Raw genomic sequence first — 21,256 nt, 5'->3', positions numbered from 1 at the left:
CCGCTTACGTTTAAACCGCAGCGACCGAAATCTTGCCTTCACACATAAATGCTTCGAAAAGCCTGTCGGCTTTCCGAGATCATGCATTAGCCGTTGACGGCATCCTTCAGGCCCTTGCCGGCCGAGAATTTCGGCACGTTGCGAGCCGGAATGGCAACTTCCTTGCCGGTCGACGGATTGCGGCCGGTCGAAGCTGCACGGTGCGAAACGGAGAAAACGCCGAAGCCCGGCAGGCGGACTTCTTCACCAGCCTTCAGTGCGCCGGTGACAGCAGCAAGCACAGCGTCAACAGCCGTACCGGCATCAGCCTTCGTCAAACCGCCCTTTTCCGCGACTGCGGCAACCAATTCGTTCTTGTTCATTGGCATTTCCTTTCTTTACCTACCGGAACGGATAACGTGACCGGATTGGGCGGAGTTTATTCGAAACGCTCGCCAAACCAAGCCTGTCAATGGCAAAAAAGCCCGGTTTTCTGGGGTTAAACACAGAAATGCCGGGCTTTTGGCCCGGCATTTCGTTTGTTGGTCGTCTTACCGACTGTCAATGTGCTGTTGTGGCGCCTGCTTCATCGTCAACCGAAGGCACCTTTGCAGGTGTTTCAGGCTCGGTCCACTCAATTGGTTCGGGCTGACGCACGAGCGCGTGCTTCAGAACTTCACCGACGCGAGACACCGGAACGATCTCAAGATTGTTCTTCACATTGTCCGGAATATCCGCCAGATCCTTGGCGTTTTCTTCCGGGATCAGAACCTTCTTGATGCCGCCGCGCAGAGCCGCAAGGAGCTTTTCCTTCAGGCCACCGATCGGCAGAACCCGACCGCGCAACGTCACTTCGCCGGTCATCGCGATGTCCTTGCGAACCGGTATGCCGGTCAGCACGGAAACGATGGTCGTGACCATGGCGATACCTGCGGACGGACCGTCTTTCGGCGTCGCACCTTCCGGCACGTGGACGTGAATGTCGCGCTTGTCGAACAATGGAGGCTCGATGCCGAAATCAACTGCTCGGCTGCGGACATAGGATGCAGCAGCGGAAATCGATTCCTTCATCACGTCACGCAGGTTACCCGTGACGGTCATGCGACCCTTGCCGGGCATCATGACGCCTTCGATGGTCAGCAATTCCCCGCCAACTTCCGTCCAGGCCAAGCCGGTAACGACACCGACCTGATCTTCGCCGTCGATCTGACCAAAGCGGAAACGCTCCACACCCAGATAGTCGGAAAGATTCTTGTCGGTGATCTTCACCGACTTCTTCTTCGACTTCAGGATTTCGGTGACAGCCTTACGGGCGAGCGTCATCATCTCACGCTCAAGGCTACGCACACCGGCTTCCCGGGTATAAAGGCGGATCACATTACGCAATGCATCGTCCGTGAGCGAGAACTCCTTCGGCTGCAAAGCATGGTCCTTGATAGCCTTCGGCAGCAGGTGCCGCTTGGCGATCTCGAGCTTTTCATCCTCGGTGTAACCGGCGATACGGATGATCTCCATACGATCCAGCAACGGACCGGGGATGTTCAGCGTATTGGCGGTCGTCACGAACATGACGTTGGACAGGTCATACTCAACCTCAAGGTAATGGTCCATGAAGGTTGCGTTCTGTTCTGGATCCAGCACCTCGAGCATTGCCGACGACGGATCACCACGGAAATCCTGGCCCATCTTGTCGATTTCATCGAGAAGGAAGAGCGGGTTGGACTTCTTCGCCTTCTTCATCGACTGGATGACCTTGCCGGGCATCGAGCCGATATAGGTGCGGCGGTGACCGCGGATTTCAGCTTCGTCCCGCACGCCGCCAAGCGACATACGGACATATTCACGGCCCGTCGCCTTGGCGATCGAACGTGCAAGCGAGGTCTTGCCGACGCCGGGAGGTCCGACGAGGCAAATGATCGGGCCCTTGATCTTGGTCGAACGAGCCTGCACCGCCAGATACTCGACGATGCGTTCCTTAACCTTGTCGAGACCGAAGTGATCATTGTTGAGCACTTCTTCCGCAAAGTTCAGGTCCTGCTTGACCTTCGACTTCTTGCCCCATGGAATGGACAGCAGCCAGTCGAGATAGTTGCGCACAACCGTCGCTTCCGCAGACATCGGGCTCATGGTGCGCAGCTTCTTCAGCTCAGCCTGAGCCTTTTCACGCGCTTCCTTGGAAAGCTTGGTCTTGTTGATGCGTTCTTCCAGTTCAGCCGCTTCATCGCGACCGTCCTCGCCGTCACCAAGCTCCTTCTGGATCGCCTTCATCTGCTCGTTGAGATAATATTCGCGCTGCGTCTTCTCCATCTGGCGCTTGACGCGCGAGCGGATGCGCTTCTCAACCTGCAGAACCGAGATTTCGGCTTCCATGAAGGCAAGAGCCTTCTCCAGACGCTCACGCACCGAGAGAATGGACAGCATTTCCTGCTTTTCAGGTATCTTGATCGCGAGATGCGAAGCAACCGTATCGGCAAGCTTGGAATAGTCGTCGATCTGGCTGGCGGCGCCAACCACTTCCGGCGAAATCTTCTTGTTCAGCTTGACGTAGTTTTCGAAGTCGGAAACCACCGAACGGGCCAGCGCCTCGATTTCAACGGCATCTTCCTCCGGCTCCGGCAGAGCCGCAGCGTAAGCTTCGTGATAGTCTTCGCGATCCGTAAACTTGGAAATCTTGGCGCGCGCCGTGCCTTCGACCAGCACCTTCACAGTGCCGTCCGGCAGCTTCAAAAGCTGAAGCACATTGGCAATGGTGCCAATTTCATAAATTGCATCCGGCGCCGGATCGTCGTCGGCAGCATTTTTCTGGGTCGCAAGCAATATCTGCTTGTCGACACCCATCACTTCTTCCAGAGCGCGAATAGACTTTTCGCGTCCGACAAAAAGCGGAACGATCATGTGCGGGAAGACCACAATATCGCGCAACGGAAGAACGGCATAAAGCCCGTCTGCACCGCCCGCTTCTGCTCCACCCATCAGGGTCTTGTCTTCAATACCCGTCATAATTCAAGTCCTTTCTCAGGCCTTTCGACCCGACTGCCACGCCGACGCCCCCTTTCATCATGAGGCAGGTCGCACAGCGTGCTTCGGTTCATACTTGGAGAGCCAAGCCCGGCAATTCAATAGCCAGTTTCGGGCGGCTTTCATAGAATCGTTAACTATCCTGCGCCGTCCGGGCAATTTGCACAATATGCCGCTTTGGATATGCTCCGATACAAGCGCTTCGAACCCATAACACTAAAGCGAATTGCCAAACTGGCAACAAAAAAGGCCGCTTTCGCGGCCTTTTGAGGAGAAAATCTATCTCTTAGGCCGAAACATTGCCCTTCTCGTCCTGACGCTCCGCATAGATGTAGAGCGGACGGGCGCTGCCATCCACGACATCACCGGAGATCACGACTTCGCGAACACCTTCCAGTGTCGGCAGTTCGAACATCGTGTCGAGCAGGATCTTTTCCATGATCGAGCGCAGACCGCGCGCACCCGTCTTGCGTTCAACTGCCTTGTTGGCAATGGCGCGTAGAGCGTCGTCATGGAACACCAGCTCGACATTTTCCATATCGAACAGGCGCTGATACTGCTTCACTAGCGCATTTTTTGGCTCAGTCAGGATCTGGACCAGTGCATCGACGTCGAGGTCCTCGAGCGTTGCAATAACCGGCAGACGACCGACGAATTCCGGAATGAGACCGAATTTCAGCAGATCCTCCGGTTCCAGTTCGCGGAACACCGCACCGATACGACGCTCGTCAACCGAGCGGACAGTCGCCCCGAAGCCGATGGACGTCTTTTCGCCACGAGCGGAGATGATCTTGTCGAGACCGGCAAAAGCACCGCCGCAGATAAACAGGATGTTCGTCGTATCCACCTGCAGGAATTCCTGCTGCGGATGCTTGCGACCGCCCTGCGGAGGAACCGAAGCAACGGTACCTTCCATGATCTTCAGAAGTGCCTGCTGCACGCCCTCGCCCGATACATCGCGCGTGATGGACGGGTTGTCGGACTTGCGGCTGATCTTGTCCACTTCGTCGATATAGACGATGCCGCGCTGTGCGCGTTCGACGTTGTAATCAGCAGCCTGAAGCAGTTTCAGGATGATGTTTTCAACATCTTCACCGACATAACCGGCTTCGGTCAGCGTCGTCGCGTCAGCCATGGTGAATGGCACGTCGATGATGCGAGCGAGCGTCTGGGCAAGATAGGTCTTGCCGCAGCCGGTCGGACCGACGAGAAGAATATTCGACTTCGCCAGTTCTATATCGTTGCTCTTCGACTGATGTGCGAGACGCTTGTAGTGATTGTGCACCGCGACCGACAGAACGCGCTTGGCATCCTTCTGGCCGATGACATAGTCGTCAAGAACGGCCATGATTTCCTGCGGCGTCGGCACGCCCTCGCGGGACTTCACCATCGAGGATTTGTTTTCCTCGCGGATGATATCCATGCAAAGTTCGACGCATTCGTCGCAGATGAAAACGGTCGGGCCTGCAATCAGCTTGCGCACTTCATGCTGGCTTTTGCCGCAGAACGAGCAATAAAGCGTATTCTTGGAATCGCCGCCGCTGTTGCTGACTTTGCTCATTGCAGTTTCCTTTCAATAAACCGAAACGAACCTTGGGCTGTTCATTCCGATCGTTTCTTCCGGTTCGGACCCAGTACGGAAGGAAACACTCACCTTCTACCGGTCACATTGACAGTTGATACGCACTGCCCCTGTAGTCTCTAGGATTCCAATCACCGTAGACTCCCCGACCGAAGGAGTCATTTGGTGACTTTTGCAGAACCTGAACCGTCGAACAAACAAAAAATAAGTTCCCGGCAAAGATTCGGCCTGATCTGACCAACTTTAGCGCCTTGATGCCCAACAGATGCTTAACGCGGCGCATTAACCTTCACGTTGGTCCAAGAATTGAGCCCCTTTTGTGGCAAAAGGGGCCAATAATTGGAAGGGAGCCAGATTCAGGCTCACTTCGATTCGTCGGCGCTCACGTCGCGGGCTTCCACGACCTTGTCGATGAGACCGAATTCGAGCGCTTCCTGAGCGGTCATGAAATGATCGCGGTCAAGAGTGCGTTCGATGGTTTCGTAGTCGCGGCCCGTGTGCTTCACATAGACTTCATTGAGACGGCGCTTCATCTTGATGATGTCCTGCGCGTGGCGTTCGATGTCGGACGCCTGTCCCTGGAAGCCGCCCGAAGGCTGGTGGACCATGATGCGGGCATTCGGCAGCGCATAACGCTGGCCGGTTGCGCCTGCCGTCAGAAGCAGCGAGCCCATCGACGCGGCCTGGCCCATGCAGAGCGTGGATACCGGCGGACGGATGAACTGCATCGTGTCATAGATCGCCATGCCGGACGTCACCACGCCACCGGGCGAGTTGATGTACATGTTGATCTCTTTCTTCGGATTCTCGGCTTCGAGGAAGAGAAGCTGCGCGCAGACCAGCATCGACATGCCGTCTTCAACCGGTCCGTTGACGAAGATGATGCGTTCTTTCAGAAGGCGCGAGAAAATATCATAGGCCCGCTCGCCGCGGTTGGTCTGCTCGACCACCATCGGCACGAGGTTCATGACGGTTTCAATCGGATCTCTCATTATGGGCCTCTGCATATATTGGATGCGTATTGAGTGGATTTGAATCGTCGGACTTCCATACATAGGGCGTTGCGCCCCTGTTCCGCAAGTGGTGCTCGGTTCCTCACGGAATCATGACTAACACTATAGTTGCATTCTTCGTGAGGTCGGTCTGCAATGAGCAATTTCCTGTGTTCCGGTGCTCACGTACCCAAAAGTACGCTCCGCTCCGGTGCTCGAAAACCACTCGGTTCGCCACGACCTGACGAATTTGCAACTGTAGTGCTACTCCCAGTCGTTTTCCGGCTTCTCCGGCTTGATGCCGCGCTTTTCGTCCAGCGTCTTGCGCGCCACTTCGGTCAGACGCGCCTGCACCCGGACCGAACCGTCTTCGAGATCTTCGCGTTGCACATCACTGCCGTGCTGGTAAATCCAGTTCAATATGTGCAACTCGAAAGGCGACAGAACGACATCCACCGTGCCAAGCACGCCCGCTATCCGCGTTTCGATCAGGTTTAGCAAGCGATCAACGCCCTCGCCTGTGATGGCTGACAGGGGGATGGGGCGGCCTTCATCACCGCCGGCTGCGGCCAGACGCAGCGCCGCTTCACGCCCGCTTTCGTCCAGATTGTCAATCTTGTTCCAGATTTCGACGACGCGCTTGCGGTCCTGCGGCTCAATCCCGAGACCAGCCAGAATATTCTCGACATCTTCAGCCTGCGCGGCATTGTCCGGATCAGAAATATCGCGCACATGCAAAATGAGATCGGCTTCCACCACTTCTTCCAGCGTCGCGCGGAAGGCAGCCACGAGATGGTGCGGCAGGTTGGAAATGAATCCAACTGTATCAGACAGGATCACCGTCTCGCCATGCGGCAGACGAATGCGTCGCAAAGTCGGATCGAGCGTGGCGAAGAGCATGTCTTCGGCCAGCACCTCGGCACCGGTCATACGATTGAACAGCGTGGATTTCCCGGCATTGGTATAGCCGACAAGGGCGACAATCGGATGCGGAACCTTGCGCCGCTTCTGTCGGTGCAGTGTGCGGGTGCGCACCACGGTTTCCAGTTCGCGCTTGATCTTCAGAATCTTGTCCTGCAACAAGCGACGGTCGGCTTCGATCTGCGTTTCACCCGGACCGCCGAGGAAGCCGCCACCGCCGCGCTGACGCTCCAGGTGGGTCCAGCTGCGAACCAGTCGGCCCTTCTGATAATTCAGATGCGCCAGTTCGACCTGCAGCGCGCCTTCCTTGGTGCGCGCACGTTCACCGAAAATCTCAAGAATCAGCCCCGTGCGGTCGATGACCTTGACGTTCCATTCCTTTTCGAGATTGCGCTGCTGTACCGGTGTCAAAGCATGATCGACAATGACCAGCCCGATATCGTTTTCCTTGACCGTATCGGCAATGGCTTCGACCTTACCTGCACCAAGCAAGGTTGCGGGCCGTGGATTGGTGACAATCGCCACTTCTGCGTGAATGATTTCCAGATCGATGGCGCGCGCCAAACCGACCGCTTCTTCCAGACGTGCTTCGTTCGAGCGCTGAAACTGCGTACGCGCGCCTTCATCGCCCGAGCCGTTCGCACTATAGCGCTCCGGCAAAATGGGAACGACGACGGCAGCTCTGGTCGGTTCTTGCTCGGAAAGGCCGTAGCCTTTGTTCGCATCGTCTTTATGCGCGTCGAAGGACGACGCGTTTTTATCCTTGAATTTGGACAAATAAATTTTCTCCGGGGAGTGCAGAGACATTGCGCTCCATCATCAAGCACAAATAGGTCGCCGCAATGCGTGTTTCAAATGGAAGACGCCCCGGGCGTTAAAGCAAATATATCCGAGTCCCATGGCTGAGACCCGGAAATAATCGCCTAACAAAACATCCACGCGACGCGACATCGATGGACGAAGCCGCTACACCCGAATGGAATTCGGAAAGCGTCAGGCTTCCTCGCCTTCGAACATCTGAACCGGCTGGCTCGGCATGATCGTCGAAATTGCGTGCTTATAAACGAGCTGCGAATGACCATCGCGGCGCAGAAGCACACAGAAATTGTCGAACGACGTCACAATACCGGTCAGTTTTACGCCATTGATCAGAAAAATCGTCAGCGAGATCTTCTGTTTGCGTACGGAGTTCAGAAAAAGGTCTTGAAGATTTTGCGATCGTTCAGCCATTGTTTTTATTCCTTTAATCGATCAGCAGCCTGTTCGCGATACGTCAAAGCGGTGAACCCGCTTATCTCTTTGTTTTCGTGCACTTCTCGACCAGCAAAACCGTTTCACACTTTTGCTGGAATGCAGTTATTCCTTGTCTCATTTCCAAACGCAAAACCGTTTCACACTTTTGCTGGAAATGCTCCAGACGAGCATGCGCATTTGCATAAATCAAGCACCGGAGCGCGAGGCGCCAGTACAGAACTGCAATTGCTGTGGAAAGACAACTGCTTCGCCCTCTAGCTTCGGTTAACAGGATGGGAATCTTTGCGCAACCGACATTTTTGTTGAACACGTGTCAAATATTGCTCACAAGCTTGTCGGCTGTCGGTCAGCCTGCCTTTGAAAGCTCAATATTATCATTGCGTTCCAGCAAAGGCTTAACCTGATCCCTCATCCACATGTAAAAACTTCCGGGTTGCAATGAAACAACTTCCTTGTGTTTTTTATGAACATGGAAGCCAATGAAATCGGGATGATTGAGCGGCTCCAGACCATAGGCAGGATCGTAGATACGGGTCGCATCCTTGCCCACCCAATAATAGAAATTCTCCTGCTGAGCGGCGTTTTTGAAAACTCCGTATTTGCGGGCAAGGCGTGAAATGCCGTCATTGCCGAAAACCGTGATACCGATAGATGCTGGCGTAACTTCCTTGCCGATTGCCCGGTAATAGAGCGGTCGCAGCGTTCCACGCCGTACTCCCAGCCATCGCGGTAGGGAATAAGTCGCGCCCATATAGGCTTCAAACTCGCCAATAATCGGATGGTCCGACGGGAAGTAAAGCGCCGATACACCGACGCGAAACCGGTTTTCGCGCGCAAGATACGGCTTCTGCGGATCTGGGTGGAATTGCTTTACGAGAAAAACATCCGTGTCGAGCCATACGCCCTGCTGGTGTTTCATCAGCATGATGCGGAAAATATCGCTGAACTGCACAATGGTTCGCGATGAACGAAAATTCGGATAGTCGCAATCCAGCCGTGTGAATGCACTTTCCGGCAGAACCGCATTGGCATCATGCAATTCCACGCCAGACGGCACATTTTCAATTGGCGCGTAAGCAAATAACTTCACACGCTGGCCCGTCATCACCATCGACGCCAGACAAATCCGATCGACCTCGCGCAAGCGAGGTCCGTACCAGAAGGTACAAATATCCATACAAGCCCCCAAGATTGCAGCTTGAAGACTTATACCATTCATATTTAATTAACTATATCAGAATTCTATAATCAAAAAAATTCCAGACTGACACGGAACATCTGTTCCACATGCTTTACAGCTTCCGCAGTAGCGAAAATAACCACCCGGTCCTTCGGCTTGATGCGGACGTCGCCATTGGGCCGGATCACCTGCCCATCCCGGTAGATCGCACCGATTCGCAAGCCGACTGGGAGATCGAGGTCCCTTAGCGGCGCGCCGACGAGCGACGATGTTTCCAGCGCTTCAGCTTCAATGATTTCCGCCATGTCGCGATAGACGCTATAGACGGCACGGATACGGCCGCGGCGCACATGCTGGAGGATTTTGGAGACCGTCACCGCCTTCGGATTGATATAGGCGTCGATCCCCACCATGTGGGTGAAATCCTGATAGGCGACCGTGTTGAGCAACGCCATGTTGCTTTTGCAGCCAAGGCGTTTCGCCATGATGCTGGAGAGAATATTCACCTGATCCTGATTGGTGAGCGCCACCATCAGGTCGGCATCCTGAATATCGGCCTCCTGCAGCAAAGCCTGATCCAGCGCACTGCCATGCAGCACCATGGTCCGCTTCAGCTGATCGGCAATCGTGAAGGCGCGCTCGTGGTCGCTTTCGATCATCTTCACGCGGGTTTGCCATTTGCGGTCTTCGATAGCCTTGGCGACATAAAGCCCGATATTCCCGCCGCCTGCTATGACGATGCGGCGCGCTTCCGGCTTTTCATGGCCGAACAGCGACAGCGTCCGGCGAACCTGCTCGCGCGTGGTGACCACATAAGCCAGATCGCCTGCATTCAGCTCATCGGACGAGCGCGGAATGAACAGATTTTCATTGCGCACCACGCCCACCACTGTTGCCGCGAGATCGGGAAACAGATCGGTCAACTGCTTGAGCGGCGTGTTGATGACCGGGCATTCTTCCAGACATTCGATGGCCAGGCCGATGACGCGATCATCGGCAAAGCGCAGAACATCCGTCGCACCCTGCAAGGCGATGCGGCGCAGCACCACCTCGCCCACTTCCAGTTCGGGCGAAATGATCACATCGATCGGCAGGTTTTCGCGGAGAAACAGGTCCTGATATTCGGCCTGAAGGTAGGACTGGGCGCGAATGCGCGCAATCTTCGTCGGCACATTGAAAACCGAATGTGCAACCTGACAGGCGACCATATTCACTTCGTCAGACAACGTGACTGCGATGATCATATCCGCCTCGTCAGCGCCAGCCGCAGCCAGCACATCCGGCTGCGAACCATGGCCGACGAACCCACGCACATCCAGAGTATCACGCACGATTTCGATATGACGCGCCGACGTATCGATGACCGAAACGTCGTTCTCCTCGGCCGCCAGTCTCTCAGCTATGCCATAGCCGACCTGCCCCGCTCCGCATACGATCACCCGCATGACTGCTCCGCTTCTATAATCACCAGATGCTTATACGCCGAGTGATTTCAATTTACGATGCAGGGCCGAGCGTTCCATACCGACAAATTCCGCAGTACGCGAAATATTGCCGCCAAAACGGTTGATCTGCGCGATCAGATATTCCTTCTCGAAACGCTCACGCGCTTCACGCAATGGCAACGCCATGATGTGCTGGTCCGACTCCGTCGGCGCACGCGGCAACGTGTCACCAATTTCGGCTGGCAGAAGATCAGCTGTTACCGGCGCATCCGCGTCGTCGCCCCGCGCCAGAATCATCAGGCGTTCGACATTGTTGCGCAGCTGACGAATATTGCCTGGCCAGCTATGGGCCTGAAGTACGGCCATGGCATCCGCACCGATCTTGCGCGGCTTGATGCCCGCCTGCCCGGCAATCTGGGTCATGAAATATTCGACAAGCGACGGAATATCTTCGCGACGAGCTGCGAGCGGCGGAACCTGCACCGGCACAACCGACAGCCGATGGAACAGGTCTTCGCGGAATGTGCCTTCGGCAATCATCCCTTCAAGGTTTTGTGCCGTGGATGAGATGATACGCACATCGACCTTGACGCGCTTCGTGCCGCCCACGCGCTCAAATTGCTGATCGACCAGAACGCGCAGAATCTTGTTCTGCGTTTCGCGCGGCATATCGGCAACTTCATCGAGATAGAGAATACCACCATGCGCTTCTTCCAGAGCGCCGACCTTGCGTTCGCCCCCGTCCATTTCGGTGCCGAAAAGCTCGATCTCCATGCGCTCCGGCGTGATCGTCGCCGCATTAACGGTCACGAAGGGCCCATTGGCACGCGCCGATTGCGCATGGATGGCGCGGGCCGCGAGTTCCTTGCCGGCACCCGAAGGGCCGGTGATCATGATACGGCTGTTGGTCGGGGCAACGCGCTCGATGGTCTGCTTGAGCTGGCTCATGGCCAGCGATGCGCCGATCAGTTCCATGCTTTCGCCGGAGCGCTTGCGCAGATTGGACACTTCGCGCTTCAGCTTAGACGTTTCCAGTGCGCGCTCGGCGACGAGGATCAGGCGATCCGCCTTGAATGGCTTTTCGATGAAATCATAAGCGCCGCGACGAATGGCCGAAACCGCCGTCTCGATATTGCCGTGGCCGGAAATCATCACCACCGGCAGATCGGGATGCTGCTTCTTGATTTCGTCCAGCAAAGCCAAACCGTCAAGACGGCTGCCCTGAAGCCAGATATCGAGAAAAACCAGTCGCGGCACGCGATCACCGATGGCGGCCAGCGCGCTGTCCGCATCGAACGCGGTACGGGTTTCATGACCCTCATCGCTGAGAATACCAGCTACGAGCTCCCGGATATCCGCTTCGTCATCAACTACAAGAATATCGGCTGCCATATCAATTCACCTGTCCAGCTATCTTTGTCTCATCATTTCCGTTGGCAGCGCCGGGTGTACCGGCCTGCGTATCAGGAAAGACCATACGTATCATCGCGCCACGACCTCCGTGGAAATACGCTGGCGCGTCATGCAATTCGAGATGCCCGCCGTGATCCTCGACAATCTTGCGGACGATGGCGAGGCCAAGCCCGGTGCCCTTCTCCCGCGTGGTCATATAGGGCTCAAGCAGCTTCTGGCGGTCGTCACCGGGCAGGCCCTTGCCATTGTCGATCACATCAACAAACAACTGCCCATCCGCCTTGTAAGACCGAATGAGAATATGTCCCTCACCGCGGTCTTCCTTGGCAACGGCATCAATCGCTTCGCTTGCGTTCTTGATGACATTACCGAAGGCCTGACCGATCAGGCGGCTGTCAAAAGAGCCAGTCAGCTTTTCGTGGCCGAAATCATTTTCGAACTTGATATCGCTACGGCTGACTTCGATCAGGAAGGACGCTTCACGCAATGCTTCGCGCATATCCATCTGTCGCATTTCCGGTTTCGGCATGCGCGCAAAGGCGGAAAACTCATCGACCATGCGGCCAATATCGCCAACCTGACGGATAATGGTGTCGGTGCACTGGTCGAAGACCTCGCGATCCTCGGTAATGACCTTGCCATAACGACGGCGAATGCGTTCGGCAGAAAGCTGGATCGGGGTCAGAGGGTTCTTGATCTCATGCGCGATGCGCCGCGCGACATCGGCCCACGCGGACGTGCGCTGCGCCTGCACCAGATCGGTAATGTCGTCCACCGTCACGACATAGGAATGGTCTTCAGATTCAATATCTTCAACCGTAACCTGAACGTTGAATGTGCGCGCCACACCACTGCGTGTCATGCTCACCTGCTCGCGATGCACGGGTTTGTCCGCAGTGCGGGCAACTTCAAACGCCTGACCGACTTCGGGTGCGATGCTGCTCAGACTTTTGCCCACTGCATCCTCCGAAACGACCCCGAACATATGTTCGGCCGAGCGGTTGAGAATGGAGATGGAACCGTCGGTTTCGATGCCGATGACGCCAGCCGTCACGCCGGAAAGCACAGCTTCCGAGAAGCGGCGGCGTTCGTCGATCTGGTCCTTGGCCGAAATCAGTTCGTTACGCTGGCTTTTAAGCTCCGCGACCATATTATTGAACGTACCCGACAGGGCGCCGACGTCGCCGTCGGACGAACGAACCGGCACGGAAACGTCAAGATCGCCAGCTGTTACGTCATCGGCAGCGCCGATCAGCAGACGGATCGGGCGAACCAGACGATCCGCAACGGCAATACCGGTCCAGATGGCCGACAGAAGAACAATCAGTGTCAGACCGAAATACAAAAGCGCAAAGGCAATCTGGGTTGGAATGCGGTTCGCATCCATCGCCTGATAGCGCTGCGTATTGGCTTCCATCAGGCGCATTGCGTCGAGGATCTGGGGATCGACGGCGCGCACCGTGTAGAGAAAAACGTCCGGAATTTCGCGCATCTTGATGATTGCGCCGACAAAATTACTGTTGCCCGGTGGAATGATGACAGGCTTGCCGTCAGTCGCCGTCTTCAGCGCATCCTCTGTCGGCGGCGGCAGGCGCGTTTCCAGCCCGGTGCCGCTTTTCACGACAATGGAACCGTTTTCGCGCACCAGAAATGCACCGAGCAGACCGCGTCCACGCGTCTGTAGCGTCATCAATTCGATGAACCCGCCCCGATCAAGGCTATAGAGCGTACGCTGCGCATCCAGATCCTGCAGCATCGAGTACGACGTGCTTTGCAGATTGAGCGCGGTCTCGCGAATATAGGCCGTGGTGAGGCTCTGTGAGGAATTCACAATGTCGCGCGTATTGGTGTCGAACCATCGGTCCAGACCGAGATTAAGCGTCACCGATGCGACAATGGCTACCACAATCGCCGGAACAGCGGCGATCAGGGAGAACAGCGCGACAATGCGAACATGCAACCGCGACGCCGCCTTGCCCGACCGCCGGGCCGTAACAATGCGGTAGACCTCACGGCAAATCAGCAAAATCAGGAACAAAATCAACGCGACATTGATGATGACCAAGGCCAGCGTGACTGTGCGGTCAGGGGTGATCGGGGTAATGCCGATCAGGATCGCAAAGGAAATAGACGCCGTTATCAGCGCCGAAACGACGGTGATAATACCGGGCAATGCAAGAAGCCTGCGCCCCTCGCCTTTGCGCGACGTTTTCTCCGTCTTATCCATATCCGTGGTCAGATTCGCTGCGTCCATATTAACCATGATACCCAATAGCGTTGCATCTATGCAACGCATTGTGGCGAAAATGCAACGTTTGTTTTCGTAGATTGTTGATATTCAACAGCACACGCATGGCGGGTGTCGGCAACTGAAAGGCGCTGCCACGGAGCAGCTGAACATTTATTCCCCTCTTTCCAGCAAAGATTGGCAAATCAAAGCGCCTGACATGCCCTGAAGAGGTCGTCTTTTCTTTGACGTTTACAGGCTATGACCTCAAAATTACCAACATGGAAACAGGTCAATACATATTCGTACTTATTGCGGCCTCACCCTTCGTGATCTGGGGCGCCATTCTTTATGGCCTCTCCGTTGCCGTGCCTTTGAAGAGCGCATCAAACGTGAACGTGTCCGGTGAAGGAACGGCGAAAGCAACAGACAGACAATCATTTTATCTGTCCGAGCTTCCCGATGTTGCTATCGAGCACTATTATATTCACCAGACTGAGCGGACACCCTTTATTTCGAGCTGAAGTCGTTCATCTTAACTAGATATACAGACATAAATTCAGTTATCGAAGACTGACATGCAATATTGTCTGGAACCAATTGCAAAATAATGCATTCTGTTCGGCACAGTCATCCAGTCCTTTGGCTGATTGAAGTGTCCGACCACGTCTGTTGTGACAATCCCCCGGTCGGACCACCTGTTTTACAACTGGAGTTCGACATGGGCATTTTCGACAAGATCAAGGGCGCCATTTGGGGTCAGGCACAAGCAGCGACACCTACCGCCGAAACGACCGCAACCGCCGAACCAAGCCAGACAACAGCAGCAGCACCTTCCACGACTGCAGCGCCAGCGCCGTCGGCACCTGCCGCCACAGGCTCTATCGATGTCAGCGCTGTGCTTGATGCAGCGGTGGCGAAAAGCGGCCAGAAGCTCAACTGGAAAACGTCTATCGTCGATCTGATGAAGGCGCTCGGGCTCGACAGCAGCCTTGAACACCGCAAGGAACTTGCCAAGGAACTTGGTTATACCGGCGACACGAGTGATTCCGCGACGATGAATGTCTGGTTGCACAAGCAGGTCATTCAGAAGCTCAAGGACAATGGCGGCATCGTTCCAAGCGGCCTTTGATATTCTTGCGGCCAATGGGAACATTTGGCCGCATAACACGTTTATAAACAGACGCTTGGATCGGCGAGTTTATCTGAAGGGATAAGCAGAGGTTCCGGGCGTCTGTCGATAGTTCGAACGATCGATCCGATTTTGTGAAGTGTTTCCGTACTTTTTGGACGCTTCTGAAGACCTATTGTCATGCGTGCCTGTTTTCCGAATGAAACCCGCATTGAGGGCATGATTTCGAAAGGCATGTTTCAAGGTTGGGCAGATGGCTATGCCGTTTGTCGAGACCGGATTAGAGGAGTGGATCATATGAGCGGTGCAGGCGTGGGCTGGATTGCTGCCATCATCATCGGCGGCCTTGCTGGCTGGATTGCTTCCAATTTCATGAATAGCAACACCGGCATATTCATGAATATCATTTTGGGTATCATCGGCGCTGCAGTGGCGAGCTTTCTGTTCGGTCTGCTCGGCGTGTCCTTCGGTGGCTGGCTCGGTTATCTGATTTCAGGCTTCGTCGGGGCGTGTATACTCATATGGGTCGGACGAATGATCAGTTCATAACACAAGGCGCCGCTGGCGCCTTTTTTATGCCTGTTCGCCTGCTCTCGCCCAGATATTCCTTTCATGCCTCGTACATGGCAAGCGTTCGCAACAATGTTTCGAATGTCGAAGGCTGGGCCTGATCCTGATGCGCGTCTGCCACCGCATCGGTCCTTGACGATGACTTGCGCACACTGCTGGGGCTATAGCCGAACTGCTGTGTGAATGCGCGCGTGAAATTAGCAGCGGAATCGAACCCGAAAGCGAGCGCGACATCCGCAACCTTTCGATTTTCGGATGCATCCGCCAGCATGGCATGAGCCGCAAACAAGCGCCGTTGGCGAATATAATTCAGCACGCCGCCTGACCCTTCAAAGAGCTGATAAAGATGCGTGCGCGAAATCGCCAGTTCACGGCTCAACGCTTCCGGCGTCAAATCCCGCGACATAAGATTTTTCTGGATGAACCGCCGCGCCTTTGTCATCAATCCCAACTGGGAAATCTGCTCGCTGACGTCGATTTTCTTTACAAGCGGCGCAATGGTGTCAAATATGATCTGTCGCAGACTACCCCGCAATGTCGGCAAATCTTCGTTGGTGACCCGGCTGAGACCGTCTTCGAGGCTCGAAACGAAGTCGATCAGTAATTTGGCGCGGTAGCCGCCCAAAGTGACGTTGTTACTCGATTCAGGCATGCCGCCGCGTCCGGCAAACTGATCGACGGGGATGATCAGGGAAACGGACTCTGAAGCGATGGCCCGCCCTCGAAAAGGATAGCCGAGCGAGCGCACGTCGATCATGCCCGGCTCATTTTCCGCCACACGCCCATCAACGCCGGTCCAGCTGTGGCCGCTGCGCAAAAAGCCGATCTGCCAGTGATCAATCGTGCTGAAACGCACCTTTTCCTTCGGGCGCTCGTAGCTGAAAGCCGGTGCGGACTGCTGGATGAGGAGCATGCCACCCAGATTCCACACCGTTTGAGATGCTAGAAATCCGTCGCTGGCATGAACTCCATCCGGCAGGCGCATGTCCAGCAAGGGCAGCATGTGCTGTTGCCAGGCAGCAAATTGTTCGGAGGGTTCATAACATTCCGTGGTGAAAACCAGAGGTTCCAGACGGTTGCTACCGCCAGCAATTTCGCCCAAGGGAGAAACCGGCACGCGCACTGATTGTCGGCGCTCGACAAATTCCAACTCAAAATCTTGCGCGGTCTTGTCATTGTCGGACGTCACGGCAATTCCTTGATTTCACCGCTTGATCCAAGCGATGCACTTCGCCTTAGACTTTAGGCCTAGATGATAACATTTGGGAAAATTAAATAAATCGAATTCGCGGGCGAACTATTAAATTCGTTTCATGTATAAAGTCGGCGAAAACTTGGCGCTGATACTCCATTTTAAAAGTCATCTTGGTGTAGCGGCAAAATCCAAAATAACCAGTCGCCACGCAGTGTTCCCTCAAATGCTCCATATCCCTTCGTATATTAGCATTACCTAACAGTGGACAGGCGTACGCCTTTCATGGGATATATGCGGATGCATCCCATTTGATGAAAATTGTCTGGAATTTCCGGCAGGAATATTAAATCGCTCTTGCTAAAACACCTCCAAAATAACCAACAGGAGGCAGTCGCATGAACAATGTATTTTTCAATGCTGTACGCCGTGAAAGCGTAAAATGGGCAGCAACGGCCGCGATAGGTCTTGCAGCTTCTTTGTGTCTTTCTGCAAATGCGCAGGCCAAAGACAAATACAAACCGAAGAATGACACGCAGTCCGTTTACCTCGTGAAGTATCGCGTCAATAACGAAGTCCGTTACAACAAGAACCCGATGGGCAAGGTCGTCAAGGTTTCGGCTTCGCAGTATTATAGCGGTACTCCCTATGTCTGCACACCGAGCGGCTTTGGGCAAAAGTCACGCTGTTTTATGCGTGACTAATAATGTTCGTAACCCGGGGCCGACATTCGCATCCTTGGGACATGAATGTCGGCTTCTAACGACCACCAGCCCGCCAACTCCGCTCATGCACTCCTAACGCACGAAGTCGGCGAGCCGGTTCCCCGCCTGGGATTTATTTGGCTGACGCCTTAATTCGCATCAGTCCTTTGCTGACCAGATCGCCCCGCACGAGCTTTTGTGCTTCATCCGTCGGCTTCGAAGGGTTGTTCCGGAATATGTACCAGTCGCCGCCAATGGAGCGCTTCTGGTAGATCACGCCTGCCTTCTCGCGATGCAGGAAGCAGCTTATATCTCCGCCGCCACCACTGGATTTATTGCGCCAGTAAGCCTGCATGCAGAGCTTGCCGCCGTCGGTCGCGTACCAGCGTCCTTCACCATAGGACCAGGCTTTTCCCTTTTGGGACCAGGCCGCCAGTTTGTGTCGGTCGGCAGAGAAAAAGCCGCCGCCGTCCTTCCATTTCCATGTCTTGCCCGCATAGATCGCCTCAAGCGCCTGTGCGGACATTGGCGAAGCGGCAGCGGCCAGCTTGGCCGTTGCGTCATCTGCTTTTGGCTTCGGTGCAGCTTCGGCGACACCTGCCACGAGGAGTACGGACAGCGCCGCACTCACAGCTGTGAAACGGATCGAAACCATTTTGCTTTCCTGTCCAATCTTTCGAGTTTCGGTTAATCCAACGGATGGTTCGCGACGCGCCAGTCAGGCCGCCCGACACCCCTTGGCCATGGATAGACTTCACGGTCATTGAAATAGACAACGGCTGTCAGCTCCGGGAATTCGGGCTGAGGCTTGTTTGCCTCCGCAGCCCATGCCCGCACATAGTCGTCGCTGCCTTCATAACCGAGTTCCGCAATCACGATCGGCTTGTTGAAGGCCACCACGCGGTCGTAACCGGGCTTTGCGCGTTCGACGAAACTCGTGGGGCGCCCGACCTCCAGCTTGTCATAAGGTTCGTAGCCGAACACCGAGAGGCCGATCACATCCACGAAGGCGTCGCCCGGATAATAGGCCTGAAGCCCCTCATCCCCCTTCGGCGACCACATATATTTGGCGTTAGGCAGGGTTTTCCGGCAGACCTTCACGGCATGCTGATAAGCGGCGACATACCCCTGCGGCGACCAGTATGACCATGTGAACTGGCCGGTCTTGTCGTCCATTTCCTGCGCCCAGCGAATAGTCACCGGACTTTTCAGTTTTGACGCCGCCGAACAGACGGCACCCATGTTGGAGTCGTAGCGACCATTGACGATTCCGCTCAGGAGCGCATCCGGCGCAACACGCCAGTCGCGCGCCCATGACCATGGCTCGATGGTGATCAGCAGATCACGACCGCGCTCCCGCGCATAGGCATCAGCTGCACTGAGGCTTGTCAGATCCACATCTTCCCATGGCAAGAACAGATGTTCGATCTTCGAATTGGGATCATTGGTGTAATCCCCGTGCGGGTCGTAAGCGCCGGGCGTGATCGACTTCGGCGTTATCACCGGGCGCTTGTCGTGGAACAGATTGCGCGTATCGACCGTCGCACCGGAAACCCCGCTTGCGGCATAGACAGCGCTGGTAACGAATGCTCCGCAGAGCAAGATCGAAGCTATCTTGTAAGGGGTTTTCATGGCCCCCTCCCTTCTATTGTTTTGGCGATCGCTGGGCGGCTTCCGCCGCTGTCAGCTCGCCATTCTTTTTTTCCGACGCAAGACTGATGGATATGAGTTTGCGCGCCTCGTCTTCCACACGACCGTCAGCGTGACGGAAGACGTACCAGACGCCGTTGGGCTCGCGCTTTTGATAGACTGCTCCATCGCCGATACGGTGCGAAAAGCACGTCTTCGCCGGAAACTTGCCTTTTTCGGTGTGCCAGTCAGCCTTGAAGCACATGCGCCCGGTCTTGGTGATCATCCAGCGACCTTCCGCCCAGGCTTTGCCCTTTTCGCCATCGACACGCGCCGTAAAACGACGATCCGCACTCACCATCTGGCCGGAGCCATCGGCCCATTGCCAGTTTTTGTCACGGTAAAGCACGTAGATTTCAAACGGCGTCATCACGCGCGTCCCGGCGGGGATATTATCACCGGGCATGGTCGCAGCTTCGGCAGCACCTGCTGCGAGACCGGTCAGGCCAGCCATCAGGGCAAGAGTTGTAAGGGACAGCCTGCTCCGGCGGCTGAAATAGCGGCCGGTATCAAACATCGATAGTTTCATTTGATCCTCCCACGATTTTGAGATTGCGCGCGCCCGCCGGGGGTTCTTGTGGTGGGCGGACGCGCGCCTGCGGCAGCAAGTTTATTGGTTTTATTTCCTGCCGCAGATGAACGGGGCGACCGATGGTCGAAATACGAAAGCCAAGCCTTTCGGCCATCGCCCGGGAAAAGACATTTCTGAGATCTATGAGAACCGGCTGGCGCATTAGCCGCTTCATGCGAACGAGATCAAGCTTGCGAATGCTGTCCCATTCGGTCACGACAACGGCGGCATCGGCATCGGCCACACAGTCATAGGCGTTCTCGCAAAACTCCACATCGCTGAGGATGCGGCGTGCATTTTCGATGCCGACCGGATCATGGGCACGAATGCGTGCGCCGAAACGCTGCAAGGTTTCAATCAGCGGAATGGACGGCGCATCGCGCATATCATCCGTATCGGGTTTGAATGTCAGGCCAAGCACGGCAATGGTGCGGCCCTCGATATCGCCGCCGAGCGCGTCCATGACCTTCAGCGCCATGCGGCGCTTGCGTGCTTCATTGGCTGTCACGGTTTCCTCGACCAGACGCAACGCTACGCCGTGGTCCTGCGCCGTGCGCAGAAGCGCAATGGTATCCTTTGGAAAACAGGAGCCGCCATAGCCCGGACCCGCATTCAGAAAGCTGGTGCCGATCCGCTTGTCCAGCCCCATGCCCAAAGCGAGATCGGAGACATCGCTGCCCACTTCCTCGCAGAGATCGGCGAGTTCGTTGATGAAGGTGATCTTGGTGGCAAGAAACGCGTTGGCCGCATATTTGATCAGTTCGGACGTGCGGCGCTGCGTCACCACGATGGGCGTCTGGTTTGCTTCGAGTGCAGCGCTATAAAGCGCGACCAGAAGCTTGCGCGCACGCTCGTCCTCGACGCCGATAACCACGCGGTCGGGTTCCAGAAAGTCGCGGATGGCAACGCCTTCGCGCAGAAATTCCGGATTGGATGCAACAGAGAATGTTCCGGGCTTGCGCACCGAGCCGATGATCTTCTGCACCACATCGCCGGTCCCGACCGGAACAGTGGATTTCACCACGACAACCGTATTGTCATCGATGAGCGGTGCCAGTTCGCGTGCCGCCATATAGACGAAAGACAGGTCCGCATCGCCATGGCCAGCCCGCGCGGGCGTACCGACGGCGATAAGCACAAGCTCAGCGCCTTTGACGGCTTCGGCCAGATTGCAGGTGAAGCTGAGACGACCGAAGGCGAAGTTGCGTTCGACCAGTTCGTCCAGCCCCGGCTCGTAAATGGGCACGATGCCACGTTCCAGTCCGGAGATTTTCTGCGCGTCCTTGTCCACGCAGACAACCTCATGTCCCCAGGCAGCGAAGCAGGTGCCGCTGACCAAACCGACATATCCCGTTCCAATAACAGCGATCTTCATAACAAGTCCCGC

Annotated in this window: 19 protein-coding genes; 4 read left to right on the top strand and 15 right to left on the bottom strand. The window is 55.6% G+C overall.

The genetic code is table 11. The features are described 5' to 3' along the window. Nucleotides 1-86 precede the first annotated feature (86 nt). The 10 genes from FIC94_RS11400 to FIC94_RS11355 form a co-directional block, all read right to left on the bottom strand. Nucleotides 87-362, bottom strand: a complete 276-nt coding sequence (locus FIC94_RS11400) for an HU family DNA-binding protein (RefSeq protein WP_006470422.1) — start codon at nt 360-362, stop codon at nt 87-89. Between the two features lie 178 nt (nt 363-540). Then, complete coding sequence (lon, locus tag FIC94_RS11395) at nt 541-2,979, bottom strand: endopeptidase La (RefSeq protein ID WP_109368959.1); 2,439 nt, start codon at nt 2,977-2,979, stop codon at nt 541-543. Between the two features lie 304 nt (nt 2,980-3,283). Beyond that, nucleotides 3,284-4,558 carry an ATP-dependent Clp protease ATP-binding subunit ClpX gene (gene clpX, locus FIC94_RS11390; protein WP_078338598.1) on the bottom strand — a complete coding sequence of 425 codons (1,275 nt, stop codon included), beginning with the start codon at nt 4,556-4,558 and terminating at the stop codon, nt 3,284-3,286. A 383-nt stretch (nt 4,559-4,941) separates the two neighbouring features. After that, the gene (clpP, locus tag FIC94_RS11385; protein WP_078338597.1) at nt 4,942-5,571 is read right to left on the bottom strand and encodes an ATP-dependent Clp endopeptidase proteolytic subunit ClpP; all 630 of its coding nucleotides are present in this window, start codon (nt 5,569-5,571) and stop codon (nt 4,942-4,944) included. A gap of 264 nt (nt 5,572-5,835) precedes the next feature. Continuing rightward, complete coding sequence (gene hflX, locus FIC94_RS11380) at nt 5,836-7,269, bottom strand: GTPase HflX (protein ID WP_140024955.1); 1,434 nt, start codon at nt 7,267-7,269, stop codon at nt 5,836-5,838. A 216-nt stretch (nt 7,270-7,485) separates the two neighbouring features. Beyond that, the gene (gene hfq, locus FIC94_RS11375; RefSeq protein WP_002964239.1) at nt 7,486-7,722 is read right to left on the bottom strand and encodes an RNA chaperone Hfq; all 237 of its coding nucleotides are present in this window, start codon (nt 7,720-7,722) and stop codon (nt 7,486-7,488) included. Between the two features lie 370 nt (nt 7,723-8,092). Beyond that, nucleotides 8,093-8,923, bottom strand: coding sequence for a glycosyltransferase family 32 protein (locus FIC94_RS11370; protein WP_140024954.1), 831 nt, complete (start codon nt 8,921-8,923; stop codon nt 8,093-8,095). Between the two features lie 71 nt (nt 8,924-8,994). Then, on the bottom strand, nt 8,995-10,371 hold the full coding sequence (trkA, locus tag FIC94_RS11365) for a Trk system potassium transporter TrkA (protein ID WP_109368955.1): 1,377 nt from the start codon (nt 10,369-10,371) through the stop codon (nt 8,995-8,997). A gap of 30 nt (nt 10,372-10,401) precedes the next feature. After that, nucleotides 10,402-11,763: a nitrogen assimilation response regulator NtrX gene (ntrX, locus tag FIC94_RS11360; RefSeq protein WP_124915978.1), complete on the bottom strand. Its 1,362-nt coding sequence runs from the start codon at nt 11,761-11,763 to the stop codon at nt 10,402-10,404. Between the two features lies 1 nt (nt 11,764). After that, complete coding sequence (locus FIC94_RS11355) at nt 11,765-14,080, bottom strand: sensor histidine kinase NtrY-like (protein WP_140024953.1); 2,316 nt, start codon at nt 14,078-14,080, stop codon at nt 11,765-11,767. 176 nt (nt 14,081-14,256) lie between these two features. Between FIC94_RS11355 and FIC94_RS11350 the strand changes: the two genes are divergently transcribed. The 3 genes from FIC94_RS11350 to FIC94_RS11340 all read left to right on the top strand — a co-directional run bounded on the left by FIC94_RS11350 (nt 14,257) and on the right by FIC94_RS11340 (nt 15,692). Next, entirely contained in the window at nt 14,257-14,535 is a 279-nt protein-coding gene (locus FIC94_RS11350) for a hypothetical protein (protein WP_140024952.1), read from the top strand. Between the two features lie 197 nt (nt 14,536-14,732). Next, nucleotides 14,733-15,143, top strand: a complete 411-nt coding sequence (locus FIC94_RS11345; RefSeq protein ID WP_140024951.1) for a DUF3597 domain-containing protein — start codon at nt 14,733-14,735, stop codon at nt 15,141-15,143. 297 nt (nt 15,144-15,440) lie between these two features. After that, nucleotides 15,441-15,692, top strand: a complete 252-nt coding sequence (locus FIC94_RS11340; RefSeq protein ID WP_109368950.1) for a GlsB/YeaQ/YmgE family stress response membrane protein — start codon at nt 15,441-15,443, stop codon at nt 15,690-15,692. Nucleotides 15,693-15,753: 61 nt separating this feature from the next. On the opposite strand, the gene FIC94_RS11335 is transcribed toward FIC94_RS11340, so the two are convergent. Beyond that, nucleotides 15,754-16,902: a helix-turn-helix domain-containing protein gene (locus tag FIC94_RS11335; protein WP_140024950.1), complete on the bottom strand. Its 1,149-nt coding sequence runs from the start codon at nt 16,900-16,902 to the stop codon at nt 15,754-15,756. Nucleotides 16,903-17,303: 401 nt separating this feature from the next. Between FIC94_RS11335 and FIC94_RS11330 the strand changes: the two genes are divergently transcribed. Further along, the gene (locus tag FIC94_RS11330; RefSeq protein ID WP_109368948.1) at nt 17,304-17,609 is read left to right on the top strand and encodes a hypothetical protein; all 306 of its coding nucleotides are present in this window, start codon (nt 17,304-17,306) and stop codon (nt 17,607-17,609) included. 133 nt (nt 17,610-17,742) lie between these two features. On the opposite strand, the gene FIC94_RS11325 is transcribed toward FIC94_RS11330, so the two are convergent. The 4 genes from FIC94_RS11325 to FIC94_RS11310 are packed head-to-tail and all read right to left on the bottom strand — an operon-like array spanning nt 17,743 to nt 21,244. Then, the gene (locus tag FIC94_RS11325) at nt 17,743-18,264 is read right to left on the bottom strand and encodes a DUF995 domain-containing protein (protein ID WP_121536139.1); all 522 of its coding nucleotides are present in this window, start codon (nt 18,262-18,264) and stop codon (nt 17,743-17,745) included. Nucleotides 18,265-18,296: 32 nt separating this feature from the next. Further along, nucleotides 18,297-19,241: a glycoside hydrolase family 26 protein gene (locus FIC94_RS11320; protein WP_140024949.1), complete on the bottom strand. Its 945-nt coding sequence runs from the start codon at nt 19,239-19,241 to the stop codon at nt 18,297-18,299. Between the two features lie 13 nt (nt 19,242-19,254). After that, entirely contained in the window at nt 19,255-19,827 is a 573-nt protein-coding gene (locus FIC94_RS11315; protein ID WP_235891998.1) for a DUF995 domain-containing protein, read from the bottom strand. Then, nucleotides 19,808-21,244, bottom strand: coding sequence for a UDP-glucose dehydrogenase family protein (locus tag FIC94_RS11310; RefSeq protein WP_140024948.1), 1,437 nt, complete (start codon nt 21,242-21,244; stop codon nt 19,808-19,810). Before FIC94_RS11310 ends, FIC94_RS11315 begins: the two co-directional genes overlap by 20 nt. Nucleotides 21,245-21,256: the final 12 nt, after the last annotated feature.

The organism is Ochrobactrum teleogrylli (assembly GCF_006376685.1).
GTDB classification, from domain to species: domain Bacteria; phylum Pseudomonadota; class Alphaproteobacteria; order Rhizobiales; family Rhizobiaceae; genus Brucella; species Brucella teleogrylli.
This window is presented reverse-complemented; position numbering and strand designations above follow the sequence as displayed.